The following is a 13,240-nucleotide window of genomic DNA, read 5'->3' as shown; positions in this document are numbered from 1 at the left end:
AGAACTTGTAGCAGTTGAGCAGATTTTCCTGAGTTATCTTGTTTCTTGTTTTTCTCTAAATCTTTGACCTTTTTTGCAGTGGTTTTCAATGGGGTGCAATACAAGATTGTTGCCGGGACACGGCAGCGGAAAAATTTGGCGCTGATGACAAAAATTACTCATGCCCTGTCCCTACATGTCATTGATTTGAATGATGAAATTAATTTGTTTGTAGTCAGGGATTGGGTGCTGATCTCGGCACTTGCCTAGAACTTGTAGCAGTTGAGCAGATTTTCCTGAGTTATCTTGTTTCTTGTTTTTCTCTAAATCTTTGACCTTTTTTGCAGTGGTTTTCAATGGGGTGCAATACAAGATTGTTGCCGGGACACGGCAGCCGAAAAATTTGGCACTGACGACAAAAATTACTGATGCCTTGTCCCTACATGTCATTGATTTGACTGATGAAATTAATTTGTTTGTAGTCAGGGATTGGGTGCTGATCTCGGCACTTTAGTGCCTACTACGAACTAAAATTTGTGACACTTTTGTAATTTCTATAAAGTATGGCGTCAGATTTATGTATTTCATATGATTTACGCTGACATCAATTGCATTATATTGTTGACGTTTTCTCCCAGCAACAATCTGGAATTAATGGATATAATATAACAAGTAGATAATCAACAGCGAGGTCTAGTATGCCATCCCCATTTCCCGGCATGAACCCCTATTTAGAAGCTCCTCAATTATGGCCTGATTTACATCAACGACTCATTGTAGGCATTGCTGACTTGTTAGCGCCCCAATTAGAACCTAAATATATCGTTGCACTTGAACGGCGAATTTATGAAGTTGTAGACGAAACTCCTCTATTAGTAGGACTTCCCGATGTGATGGTGCAGCGTTCTGCAACTACTCCAGAGCAAGCAAATACTAATGTCGCTACTTTATCACCCCCTGCTCAACCAATTACGGTAACAGTTCCCATACCCGAAACTGTTCGACAAGGTTATTTAGAAATCCGCCAAGTTGGAACCAATCAAGTCATCACCGCTATAGAAATTCTATCGCCTGTGAACAAGCGACCGGGGAAAGGGCGGGAAACTTACGAAGCAAAACGGCAAAATGTTTTGACTAGCTTAACCCATTTAGTAGAAATAGATTTACTGCGTCAATGGGAAGCAATGCCAATTTTGGAAACCAATATTCAAAGCCATTATCGCATTTTAGTCAGTCGCAGACAACGGCGACCACTGGCAGATTTATATGCGTTTAATTTACAACATTCAATTCCCACATTTCCCGTACCTTTATTAGCGGGTGATGCCGAACCTGTGATAGATTTGAAGGCATTATTAGATTTAATTTACGACCGCGCCGTTTATCGCTTGCAAATCAACTATAATAACGAACCTGTACCCGCCCTGACCGAAGCGGACGCGACTTGGGCAGATGCGCTGTTAAAAGATTCTAAATGTAGGGTGCGTTAACGAAGTGTAACGCACCGCCACCACCATATAAGGAATCCCTGGGTAAGTCCTATTCTCTTAAACAGCAGATAGAGATTGTTCTCTCAATTGTTCAACCAATGAGTGCAGATTATAAGTATCGAGGCGATAACTTAAAGGATGGGCAATTAATCGCGCCGTACTTTCATACAAAACCTCGATTTCAATCAAACCGTTTTCTCGCAAAGTTTTACCCGTGGAAACTAAGTCTACAATCGCTTCCGACATTCCCGTAATTGGCCCTAATTCCACCGACCCATATAAAGGTACAATCTCTACAGGCAGATCCAAATTGTGAAAGTATTCGCGGGCGCAGTTAACAAACTTAGACGCAACTCTACCGTGGGGTGGCAATTCCAACGCCGAACGATAAGGACTTGATTGCTTCACCGCCACCGACAGGCGACAGCTACCAAACCCCAAGTCAGCTAAGTGAGCAACTTTGGGTTGTTTTTCCCGCAACACGTCGTAACCCACAATACCCAGTTGCGCTTGTCCGTATTCTACATAAACCGGGACATCTTGCGCCCGGACTAGCAAAGCTTTGGCGGTATTGGTGGGGTCGGTAATTTGGAGTTGGCGATTGGAGGAGTCGAGAAAGGCGCTAAAGTCTAGTCCTACGGCAGAAAGCAGGCGAATACTATCTTTAAGCAGGGCACCTTTTGGTAATGCAACAGTCAGCATCAGGATTTTAGATTTGAGATTTTAGACTTTAGATTTTAGATTAAATTTGAATCCAAAATCTAAAATAATCAAGATGCAGATTCTTCTGGTTGACGATGAAGTTGAATTAACCGATCCGCTGAGTCGCGTGTTGACTCGCGAGGGTTATCGCGTTGATGTCGCTTATGATGGCACATCTGGTACTCAAATGGCGTTGCAAGGCGATTACGACTTGCTGATTTTAGATTGGATGCTACCGCAGATGTCGGGGTTGGAGATTTGTCAGAGAGTGCGATCGCAAGGACTATCCACACCCGTCCTGTTTCTCACCGCTAAAGATACTTTAGACGATCGCGTGCAAGGTTTAGACGCCGGTGCAGACGATTATCTGATCAAACCCTTTGAACTGCGAGAATTACTAGCGCGAGTCAGGGCGCTATTGCGGCGAAAACCCGCCTTAGAATCGGAAAAATGGCAAAAACGGCTGCGCGTTGGCGATTTAGAATTAGATTGCGACAACCAGCTTGCCTATCGTCGATTACGCACCATCGAGTTATCTGAAAAAGAAAGCCAACTACTGGAATATTTTATGCGCCACCCCGGTCAATTATTAACCCACGCCCAAATTCACCAACATTTGTGGGGCGAAGGCGAACAACCCAGCAGCAACGTTTTAGCAGCATTAATTCGCCTGCTGCGCCGGAAAATCGAGGGGAAAGGTGAAAGTCAGTTAATTCATACAGTTTATGGTAAAGGTTATCGCTTTGGCGAAAATAGTTAATAACTCAAGTTGCTACTTATCTCAAACCTAAAGCTAATGGCTAATGGCTAATGGCTATTGTTAGGAAAAATCCTGTATTAGCAATTAGCAATTAGCCCTTAGCCATTAGCGTTAATTTTTCAATTTCTGGAACAGACTTTCTACACAAACAACCACGCCAAACCCACCTACAGCTAAAAATGGCAAGTGTCCTGTAGGCGCATTCAAATTGAACTTGAGACGGTCGTATTCAATCCAGCAATTCTTGACGCGCCATTCGACGCGCTCGCAAAACCGATACCAAGTACTATAATCTGCTTTACCATTACCTCCAACGCTTTTCCAAATCGATGCTTGAACCTGTAAACCAAACTTGCCGTTACTGCATCCATCCCATAACCGATCGATTTTCTGGATTAACTTACCAGACAATCTTTCAATATCTTGCAGTTTGAGGCAAGTTCCATTTTCCCTTCCACCTGCTTTTAGCACGATCGCCGCTGTTTCTTTATCTGCTTCTTGCCAATTTCCCACCGCCAATAAACCCCCCAACCGACTACAGTCGATTTCTCCTGGAGAAATTGCTGGTAAATATTCTGTTAAAACCTGCTGAATTCTGGGTTCTGCTTGTTCTCGCAAAATTGCATAAGCTTGCCAACGAACTTGTTCTGAATAGTCTCCTAAAGCTTGAATAACTAAATCTAACCCTGCTTCTCCATAGGTTATAGCTTTTGACAGAGTTTCTATCTTCTGTTCTGCTGTACAACGGGAAAACCGATGTTTCAGTCCAGCAATTCCGCCTAAAACTGCGCCATCTACCGGCGGTAAAGCTAAAACTTGACCTCCCCCCAAAACGGCATCGTATTCTCTTGGTTGGTTAGGTGTATCTGTCACCGCTATTTGACCTCATTTGAATTTAGTATTGACTACAAGGCCAATGCTTTAAATTCCCCAAATTTTTATGGTTTTATCTTGATTTCCAGCAATCAAACTTTGACCATCCCAACTAAAAGCAAGGCAATTTGGAGAAATATCGTCTCCGGTTAAACTATGCATTAATTTACCCGTTCTTACATTCCAAAAATTTATTGATTTTTGATAACTATCGCCAATAACAAGAGTTTTTCCATCAGGACTGAAAGCAATACAACGAACCAGGTAATGAAACACGTGTGAATCTGGCTCTAAAGTTTGAATGATTTCTCCATCAAGTGTTAAAATTGTAATTGTGCCTTTGTAACAACCAGCCGCAAGCATTTGTCCATCTGGACTAATAGCAAGCGAATAACCAACCATATTTAACGTGTGGGGTTCGCTTCTATTTTGCCATTTCCATAATTTAATCGCTCGACTTACATCGCTACTGAGAAGTATTTTTCCATCTGGACTAAATGCGAGGCGAATAATGCTTTCTTTATGGGTTCCCCACATCAGTAACGGACTGATATTCAAAATTAACTTGCCGCTGCTAACATCCCAAATTTTGATACATCTGTCGTCGCCAGCGGTAGCGAGGGTTTTACCATCGGGACCCAGTGCGATCGCTCGAATTTCTCCTTGATGTCCGTAGAAGGTATGCTCTAATTCTCCCTCCACCCAAATTTCCACAAAACTCTTTGCAGCTTTGATACTTCTCGCCAATATTTTCCCATCGTCACTGATGATAAAAAATTGCTGATTCCTCGGATATTTAGGAATCGCGTACAGCAATTCCATCGCGTTCAAATCTACAACTTTTATCGTTCTATTACTCGCTAAAAATGCCGCTTTCTCCCCGTTTGAATTAAGCGTAATTTGTTCCCCTGCTTTAACTGTGCGAAGGCATTCAAAAAAACGATAACAATTGAACTGCCTCAACGCCTGCCTTACTTCTTCCTCTTTCCTTCCTCGCAATTGTAAATAAGCCGTTTTTTGTACCTGTTCGGATTCATCTTCTAAAGCTTTAATCCCTATTTCCAATCCAGCTTTTCCATATTTTTTTGCTTCTTTAACTGCCGCAATTCTGTGTTCTGCGATCGCACTAGCAAACCGTCTCTTAACTCCAGCAACTCCTCCCAAAACAGCCCCCGTCGCGGGGATTATATTTTGTCCGCCAAGTACAACATCGTACTCTCTTGGTTCCTGGGTATTCTGTGTCATTTCCTGAACTACTGGATTTTAAATCTACCTATTATTATAAATCATCGGTTAGCGATGGTAATAGGTAATTGGTAATGGGTAATTGTCAAGAGTAGACTGCCAATCAATCCCATTACCAATTAGCAATTAGCAATTAGCAATTAGCAAGCTGTTAATTGTATTTTGCATCTTGTCGCGCAATCTTTGTGCTTGAACGTAATCAGTTGAACGATTGCTATCTGAATCTACTGCTTTTTCTAAGGCAGGTTGGATAAAGTAACGCAAACGAGTTTTCATCGCCCAAACTCCCATTGATGGAAATAAAATAAAGAAAATCATCAAAGGGGAAATTGGCAAGAAAGGCAGGCTTAATCGTTTAGCCAATTTCCTCAAATGCACGGTGAAAGGATGTAAGTATTCATTGCCGATGCAAACAATTGGTAAAATAGGAATTTCATAGGTATTGCTCAAGCGAATAAAACTCGGATGAAAGGTTTCGAGTTGATAGCGGTTTTGCCAAGCTTTACCGGGGCCGCGCAAACCTTCTGGGGCGTAGAGTAGAATGGTTTTTTGCGCTAATGCTGCTGCAAATTCCTCTCTTTCTGCCCTGACTGCACCCAAAACCTGCGACCATCCAGGTGGTAACCACCAAGTCACCCAAGGATGGTCAAATAATGATACTCCGGCAAGTGCTTGCACATCCCATCCCCGCGCCTTTCCTAACAAATAAGCCAATGTCATAAAATCCCAGGGAAAACACATCCCGGCATGGTTCATCGCCACAATTAACGGCGCGTTTTGGGGTAAATTTTCAATTTGGTGCAGTTCGGCGCGATAATAATTTTGGGCAATCGGTGCTAAAACTTCTTCCCGGAAAGCTTGCTGATAATTTGGCTCGAATTTAGCCGTTTCTTGGCGCGGTAAACGACAACCAAGGCGCAACCAACGGATTAACAATGCCAAATAAAAACCACCGGGAATCAGAAACAGCGGATATTCCAGCCATGTCCAACCATCGGGGTCGCTATGATAATGTTGCCAGTGGCGGTTAAATAAAATCAACCACCCTGGTGGATACCAGAGGCAAAACCAATCAAACCAGCTAAACCGATAGGACATAGGGAATTTCAGATTTCAGATTTCAGATTTTGGATTTGGGATTGAATACAATCTGGCATCTAGAATCCAAAATTGGCAATTGATCTAATTACCTATTACCGATTATACCAATTCCGCTAGCTTGGGTATTGTCAAAATTAATGGCATATGAGTATAATGTATCCGCGGCTATGATTCTGGGGGGTGACAAGCCATCTCAAACCATTACTAGGTAAGGAATAGAGCGAGCCATGACATAAAAGATCCAAGGGGAATTTGGCAGTTATTTACTTCTAGCAAAAGATAGAAACTTCATTTTTGGTTAAACTTTGCCGTTCAAATTCTTCCATCTTTTTAAAGCTTATCGCCTTCAAAAGTATATCTTGTCCAATGGTTTTGAGTTGGCGTGTCACCCGATCGGGATATGATTGAGTTCGATACAACATCAAGATTATTATGAAGAGCTTAATAGCAACTCACTTGATTCTGAAGAATCTTAACCAATGTGTAGAGCAGGTAGGAAATTATTTTTATGCCTTACATATCCCTGCTTTGGATAAAAGCTGGATTGGTCTTCAGTGTTCTCAAATTGTAACCTATTCATTGGGTGAATTTGTTGTCTCTGATAGAAATGGGGAAAAAAAAATCCAATCTTCACCTAATGATGTGTGGAAGCACCTACGGGACTTGCTCGAACCTGAGGGGACTTACTTTTTTATGGTTAGTCTGGACTTGCAGCGAAGTAAACAAGATGTTGATCTACCGAGTATTGTCTTTGTAAAACCCGATCTAGAAATTTGTTTGGACGGAGGACAACTTCCCCATATTCAGATTTCTGCTAAATATCCATCAATAGGAGAGAAAACTCGGATAGAGGTGCATAATCTCCTAGCAAATAAGGACTTATCTGGCTCTCAAAATATACCATATTCAGATAGTAATACGTTTAGTATGAACGAGTGGCAAGGCGAGTCAGATGAAAGTTTTTTGTCTCGTATTACTGAAGCGGTTCACATACTGAAAAACCAACCACAAGATCAAAGTAAGATGGTGATGTGGCGTGGTTATAATAAAGTTTTTTCAGCTCAGATTTCCCTAGTGGATTTGTATGAAAAATATACCTTGATGGAAAGAAATTGTGCGGCTAGTCACTATTTTCAAATGCCAAGCCAAGTGACATCATTCGGGTGTAGTCCTGAGAATATTTTTGAATTAATCAACCAGGAAATCTTTATAGATGTGATTGCATCAACGAGAAAACGTTCTACCGCTGTTGATGAAGATACAAGATTAAATCAAATCTTCGTGAATGACTTTAAGGAAAATAAAGAACATAATATGGCGCGAGATCGCAGTCTCAGACAGTTGGAAAAACTGTGCGTCCCTAACAGTATCAAACAGGTTCAGGATAAAAACATAAGGCAACTGCGTCATGTAGTTCATTTGTTTTCTGCGTATTCAGGGACTTTGCGAAACTCGCTGGATTACTTAGATTTGCTAAGAGAATATTTCCCCCCCCTCACCTCTTATCCTCCATCTCTAGTTGGTCTATTAGACGATGAGGAGGCGAATCGGTTCTACGGTGGTATGGTTGGGCGGGTTTCGTCCGCTCCCACAAGGCAAGTGCATTGCTTTAACAATCTCCGTTCAGGTCTGATGAAGAAAAACACAATGCATATCCGAGGTGGTGTAGGCGTGATTAAACACTCACTTCCCGAATCAGAGTTGCTAGAAGTTTGTAATAAGCTTCGCTGTTTGCTAGAAGCATTAACACTCTGGGAAAAAAACACTTGAAGCAGAAGTTATATCAAATCCGGTTACATCGGAATGATTAGCTTTCTTGCTAATTGCTAATTGCTAATTGCTCCTGGGCGCAATAATTCCGATGCAACGGTCAACGATATTACTCGTTTGACTAAGATTTTTCGTAACCTTCAGGGGGAGTAGGGAACTTAATAGGGTTTGAGGCATCATCAAGGGCATAAATTTGAGGTCCCAAGGCTAAATCATCCGATTAAATCGCCTGGAGCGCGCAGCGTGCCGTCAGGCATAACCCTGATTCTCTCGTTACCCCCCTGAACGGTTACGATTTTTCTATACTTTTACTGGTGCTAGATAAATAAACACCGATTAATACCCCCATAAATGCGATCCAGTTTATCAGACTCAGTCGCTCAGCCAAAATAGCCCAAGCAGCGAAAGCCGTAATCAGAGGTTCTAGTAGGAGGCATAGAGCAGAAAAGCTAGAAGAGAAGGTTTTAAGGCTATAAATTAGTAGTCCATGCCCGAATACCTGAACACATATACCCAATAATATAACTGCAAGCCAACCTGACTGAGATATGGGAAAAATTTTATCTTCAAATATCAAAACAATCGGAAAAATTAAGATACTTCTGCAGGTACAACTCCATAACAAAATTATGTCTGGGGAAAACTTAGTTCGTAGCTTTTCTCGTACTAAGAGAGAGATACTATAAAGCACAGCAGAGAGCAACGCCAGAGTGTCACCGAGGAAACTATTATAGCTCTCAGACCAGTCTTCAAGTTCGATACCGATAGATGCACAGACGGCAATGATAATCCCCATGAGAAAACGTGAATCATACCTTTGCCCAAAGATCAAGAAACTGAAAGATGCTGAAAAAATCGGTGTCAGATTGTGTAGCAGGTTTGAATTAGCCACGCTTGTTTGTTTTAACGATATTGCCCAAAGTAAAATACATCCCATGCTCAAAAGAGCTTCTAGAAACAGTAGTAAAATATCATAGAGAGTGTAATTGACCTTGGAGGATATCTGTTCAGAACTATCCCTAGTAAAAGCTTTTACTCCCTGCCAGAAAGCAAGACTGACGGTGGCAATCCAGTATCTATTGAAGATTGTTGCACTTGGACCAATATCACATTCACTCAGCCGTGTTAGAATCGCCGCGAACGACAAAATAAACACCGCTGTTAGTAATGCAGTTAGATATGGGAAGGGTAATAATGACTTAGCAATTCTTAAGAAATAAATCTGCATTGCTCAAAGTTTCAAGATGATTGGCTTGACTATCTTATATTAACCTTGGGGCACACGGTGTGCCCCAAGCAACCACCCATACAGGGGTATCCACTGAGGTATGGATATTCAAGAAGAAAACATCTCCCAGGATAGATGAACTCTCCGGTTGAGTTTGGCTTCTACAGGTTTTCCAGAGCGCAAATGCTGTTCGATGATAACGGGTACGTCATTCGGTTTTACTTGCCAATACCAAGTTTCGTCTGGCAGAATTCGCACGGTAGGGCCAGAACTGCACTGACCCTGACAACCGCTGCTTTCTACTTGCACTCCCGGTATTGTAACGGCACCAAACGCTTCCAGCACCTTGGCTGAGCCGTTTTTTAAGCAAGTTTGGTGCTGACAAACCAACACGCAACGTTGATTGGGTTCCTCGCAGGGGTTGTTGTTTGCCATTTGTTAAGAACTGTTAACGAGCAACGCCGCTTCTATTGTTAACCCAAAACTCCTGCCTCTGCCTGATAGCGGATATTAGCTTGTTTTAAGCGTCGGAGAGCTTCGCCTAAGCGATCGCATTCTGCAATCAAGCTTACCCGCACGTACCCCTCACCGCCAGCGCCAAAGGCATTCCCAGGCGTCACCACTACACCCGTCTGTTGCAAAACTGATAGGGCAAAATCCGTCGAGCCGACACCGGGGGGCGTTGGTACCCATACATACATCGTAGCCTTGGGTTTGGGAATACTCCAACCGAGTTCTGCCAATCCATCAATTAAAAAATCCCGTCTCGTGCGATAGCGTTGTTGCACTTTCTGTAAATAACTATCGGGTAACTGAAGTGCGGTTTCTGCCGCAAATTGCAACGCGGTAAATAAACCGTAATCTAAATTAGTTTTTAACGTCCGCAACCCTTGCACAATGCGGCGGTTACCGACAACAAAACCCACGCGCCACCCTGCCATATTGTAAGTTTTGGACATCGTATGAAATTCCACGCCAATTTCTTTTGCTCCTGGAATTTCTAGCAAGCTGGTAGGTTGATAACCATCAAACGCCAATTCCGCGTAACACAAGTCGTGAACGAGTAATATTTCATACTTGCGGGCAAACGCGACAATTTCCTCGAAAAATTCGCGCGGGGCGGTGGCGGCGGTAGGATTGCTGGGATAGTTGAAATAAAGAATCTTCGCTTGTTGGGCAACTTGGTCGGGAATTGCCGCTAAATCGATTACCCAGTCGTTTTCCGGTTTTAAAATTAAACTGTGAACCTTGCCACCAGCGATCGCCGGACCGCGAAAATGGGGAGGATAGGCAGGACTGGGGACTAAAATTACATCCCCTGGGTTGATGTAAGCGAGTGCCAGGTGGGTTAAACCTTCTTTAGAACCCAATAAAGGCAACGCCTCGCTATCCGGATCGAGGTCAACGTCGTAGCGGCGCTTGTACCAAGCAGCGATCGTGCGGCGGAAACTAGCAGTGCCTTCAAACGGCGGATAACCGTGATTGGCGGGGTTTTTTAAGGCGGCGATCGCTGCCTCGATGACTGGTTCCGGCGCCGACCCATCCGGGTTTCCCATCCCCAAATCTATTAAATCAAGTCCTTGCTCGCGGGCGCGAGCTTTCAATTCGTCCAAACGGGCAAATACGTAAGGCGGTAGTGCTTGCAGTCGCTCAGCGGGACTAATCCAATCCATTTTATATTTCAGATTTCAGATTTTTGATTTTAGATGGAAAGATGGGGAATTGGGAATTGCTAATTGCTAATTGCTAATTGCTAATTTTCACGGGAAAGCTATTGCGGGCAGGTTTAGTTCAGTATTTCTGTTCTAGTTGAACGATTGTCGCTCAAAATCGCTAACCGGGGCGAGTTTAGTCAAATTGTCTGTTTTTCCCAAACGTTATTGGTAAAACCCGCCCCTACATCTCTCACCCGCTCACCCGCTCCTCTGCTCCTCTGCTCCCTTCCCCGCGTCTCCCCGTCTCCGCGTCTCCCCGTCTCCCCACCCCCGACTCAATCGGCGTTGTGGTAGAAACCATTGCTGCCATTAGCTGTTCGGGTACGACTTTAAACGGTAGGCGGTGGATGTCGGAATTGGGATTGCAGGCAATTTCAGCTGCTTGTCGCAATTCTTTTAGGGTAATATTCCCCAGTGCCAAATCGTCTAAGGTTTGAGGTAAGCCGATTTCGCCGTAAAATTTCAACAACTGCTGTCTTGCGCTTGCTGCGAGTTGGTTTCCCTGCACCATTTCTTCTAACCGCAGTTGCACGAGGATACCATAGGCGACTTTTTCCCCGTGTAAGGCATCGTGGGCGGCGGGGATATGAGTTAATCCATTATGAACTGCATGGGCGGCGACGGTGCGACACTGAGCGCCCCCCAGTCCTCCAATCACCCCGGCGAGCAATACCGTTGCATCCACAACTTCCCGCCAAACTTCGCCCCCTGGTTCTTTCAGCGCCTCTGCGGATTTTTGGAACAGGATATCTCGTAAAATTCTGGCTTGTTGTACCGCGGCAATAATCAAAGTTTGCTCTGAAGTGCCGCTGCTTACCGATGCTTCGTACCACTTCGCCAAAGCATCGCCAATTCCAGCGACTAAGGTACGTTGGGGGGCAGTTTGAATCAAACTGTAATCGAGTACCAGCAAGTCGGGACAGCGATCTAAGGGTACATCGTACAGGAATGCGCCCTGTGGGGAATAAACGTTAGAAAGCGCCGTCCACGCAGCACAGGTAGCGCCAGAAGTAGGGATGGTGACGATGGGTAGGTGGCACTGATGGGCGAGTAATTTAGCGGTATCGAGGGCTTTGCCGCCGCCAACGCCGATAATAAAGTCGGTTTGGTGCTGTTCGATTTGACTTCGCAACATCACCAAACTATCCTCGCTACAATCTGGACTGTAGGATGCCCAAGCCGCAGACAGTTGCTGGGAGGCGATCGCTGGCTGTAATCTGGGATGAACGACAGCTAGCGTGCTTGAGCCTCCGACTACCAACGGACGGTTTCCGATGCGGGCAAGATCGACATTCTCCAATGCCAAGTTCCCCCGTACAACTTGCGCGGGGGCAACGGTCAAAGTCAGCGAACCAGTAGCAGTTAAAGTTGACACGTCAGACAAAGTTTAACTGGGATTACAACAATACCATGTTATCTGCACAACATTGCGACTGTAGGCCGTTCCAGGCATCTCAATCTTTAAGAGAAATTGAATAAACCCAACTAGCGTAATTCGGATCGCGGTTTTCTGTAATCGCTGTCAGTTTTTCCCGCAGCTTTTCCGTAATCGGACGGTTATTAGAGAATTCGTACCCTTCAATGCGTTTTACCGGCGTAATTTTTGCCGCCGTCCCGCTTAAGAAAACCTCGTCAGCGATGTACAATTCTGATTTATCCACTGGTCTTTCTATTGTTTTAATCCCCAAATCTTTAGCGATGGTCAGGATACTATCTCGCGTAATTCCTTCTAAGATATCCTGCTCGAATCCTGGCGTAATCAGTTGTCCGTTTCTCACCAAAAAGACATTCATTCCCGAAGCTTCGCTGACTTTCCCTTGGGAATTCATTAAAATTGCTTCATCAAATCCCGATTCTGCCGCTTCTGTTTTCGCTAAAGAAGAAGTAATGTAAGCGCCGCTTATTTTTCCTCGTAGCGGTAAACTGCGGTCTTCTTGACGATACCAGGAACTGATGCGACAGCTCACCCCTTCTGCCGCTAAATAATCTCCTAATTCTAACCCATACACAAAAAAGTCTTTTTCTATTTTATGCAATCTGGGGGCTATTCCCAAATCCGACGTATAAACAAAAGGTCTAATATAAAAAGACGTTTTCGGCTGATTTTTTTTCACCCAATTTACTATAATTTCTTCGATTTTTTCCGCTGGTAAATCGTAGCGCAGCAATCTAGCGCTATCGCTTAATCGTTTGCAATGCCGGTCTAATCTAAACAGTAAAATTTTGTCTTGATTTTGCGGATCTGGAATGCCGCGCAAGCCGCCAAACGCTCCAGTTCCGTAATGTAAAGCATGGGTAGCGATCGATATTTTAGCGTCTTCAAAAGGAACAAATTGATTTTGAAAGTAAGCGATTGGCAGGAAATTGTACATGATTG

Annotated in this window: 14 protein-coding genes; 5 read left to right on the top strand and 9 right to left on the bottom strand. The window is 43.8% G+C overall.

All coding sequences use genetic code 11. The features are described 5' to 3' along the window. Positions 1–63 precede the first annotated feature (63 nt). The 3 genes from MiSe_RS30885 (at position 64) to MiSe_RS30875 (ending at position 1,469) form a co-directional block, all read left to right on the top strand. Positions 64–249, top strand: a complete 186-nt coding sequence (locus MiSe_RS30885) for a hypothetical protein (protein ID WP_226587433.1) — start codon at positions 64–66, stop codon at positions 247–249. A 61-nt stretch (positions 250–310) separates the two neighbouring features. Further along, on the top strand, positions 311–493 hold the full coding sequence (locus MiSe_RS30880) for a hypothetical protein (protein ID WP_226587432.1): 183 nt from the start codon (positions 311–313) through the stop codon (positions 491–493). A gap of 184 nt (positions 494–677) precedes the next feature. Beyond that, positions 678–1,469: a DUF4058 family protein gene (locus tag MiSe_RS30875; RefSeq protein ID WP_226587431.1), complete on the top strand. Its 792-nt coding sequence runs from the start codon at positions 678–680 to the stop codon at positions 1,467–1,469. Positions 1,470–1,526: 57 nt separating this feature from the next. Here the strand turns inward: MiSe_RS30875 and hisG are convergent, their stop codons facing one another. Continuing rightward, on the bottom strand, positions 1,527–2,171 hold the full coding sequence (hisG, locus tag MiSe_RS30870; RefSeq protein WP_226587430.1) for an ATP phosphoribosyltransferase: 645 nt from the start codon (positions 2,169–2,171) through the stop codon (positions 1,527–1,529). A gap of 73 nt (positions 2,172–2,244) precedes the next feature. On the opposite strand from hisG, the gene rppA reads away from it, so the two are divergent. Then, a complete protein-coding gene (rppA, locus tag MiSe_RS30865) occupies positions 2,245–2,931 on the top strand; it encodes a two-component system response regulator RppA (RefSeq protein ID WP_226587429.1) in 687 nt (228 codons plus the stop codon). A gap of 111 nt (positions 2,932–3,042) precedes the next feature. Here rppA and MiSe_RS30860 read toward each other — a convergent pair whose 3' ends face one another. The 3 genes from MiSe_RS30860 to MiSe_RS30850 form a co-directional block, all read right to left on the bottom strand. Then, the gene (locus MiSe_RS30860; protein WP_226587428.1) at positions 3,043–3,804 is read right to left on the bottom strand and encodes a GUN4 domain-containing protein; all 762 of its coding nucleotides are present in this window, start codon (positions 3,802–3,804) and stop codon (positions 3,043–3,045) included. Between the two features lie 48 nt (positions 3,805–3,852). Then, positions 3,853–5,049 carry a WD40 repeat domain-containing protein gene (locus tag MiSe_RS30855; protein ID WP_226587427.1) on the bottom strand — a complete coding sequence of 399 codons (1,197 nt, stop codon included), beginning with the start codon at positions 5,047–5,049 and terminating at the stop codon, positions 3,853–3,855. A 126-nt stretch (positions 5,050–5,175) separates the two neighbouring features. Beyond that, on the bottom strand, positions 5,176–6,147 hold the full coding sequence (locus MiSe_RS30850; protein ID WP_226587426.1) for a 1-acyl-sn-glycerol-3-phosphate acyltransferase: 972 nt from the start codon (positions 6,145–6,147) through the stop codon (positions 5,176–5,178). 435 nt (positions 6,148–6,582) lie between these two features. Between MiSe_RS30850 and MiSe_RS30845 the strand changes: the two genes are divergently transcribed. Then, on the top strand, positions 6,583–7,920 hold the full coding sequence (locus MiSe_RS30845) for a chorismate-binding protein (protein ID WP_226587425.1): 1,338 nt from the start codon (positions 6,583–6,585) through the stop codon (positions 7,918–7,920). A gap of 289 nt (positions 7,921–8,209) precedes the next feature. Here the strand turns inward: MiSe_RS30845 and MiSe_RS30840 are convergent, their stop codons facing one another. From MiSe_RS30840 to MiSe_RS30820, 5 genes are all read right to left on the bottom strand, one after another. Then, the gene (locus MiSe_RS30840; protein WP_226587424.1) at positions 8,210–9,148 is read right to left on the bottom strand and encodes a DMT family transporter; all 939 of its coding nucleotides are present in this window, start codon (positions 9,146–9,148) and stop codon (positions 8,210–8,212) included. 108 nt (positions 9,149–9,256) lie between these two features. Further along, a complete protein-coding gene (locus MiSe_RS30835) occupies positions 9,257–9,583 on the bottom strand; it encodes a (2Fe-2S) ferredoxin domain-containing protein (RefSeq protein ID WP_226587423.1) in 327 nt (108 codons plus the stop codon). A gap of 38 nt (positions 9,584–9,621) precedes the next feature. Beyond that, positions 9,622–10,821 carry an aspartate aminotransferase gene (locus MiSe_RS30830; RefSeq protein WP_226587422.1) on the bottom strand — a complete coding sequence of 400 codons (1,200 nt, stop codon included), beginning with the start codon at positions 10,819–10,821 and terminating at the stop codon, positions 9,622–9,624. 232 nt (positions 10,822–11,053) lie between these two features. After that, positions 11,054–12,247, bottom strand: a complete 1,194-nt coding sequence (locus tag MiSe_RS30825) for an iron-containing alcohol dehydrogenase family protein (RefSeq protein ID WP_226587421.1) — start codon at positions 12,245–12,247, stop codon at positions 11,054–11,056. Positions 12,248–12,317: 70 nt separating this feature from the next. Then, entirely contained in the window at positions 12,318–13,235 is a 918-nt protein-coding gene (locus tag MiSe_RS30820; RefSeq protein ID WP_226587420.1) for a branched-chain amino acid transaminase, read from the bottom strand. Positions 13,236–13,240 lie beyond the last annotated feature (5 nt).

Source organism: Microseira wollei NIES-4236, assembly GCF_020521235.1.
In the GTDB taxonomy this organism is placed as follows: Bacteria; Cyanobacteriota; Cyanobacteriia; order Cyanobacteriales; family Aerosakkonemataceae; genus Microseira; species Microseira wollei.
Note: the sequence above shows the minus strand (reverse complement) of the source record. Positions and strands in the feature narration are given on the sequence as shown.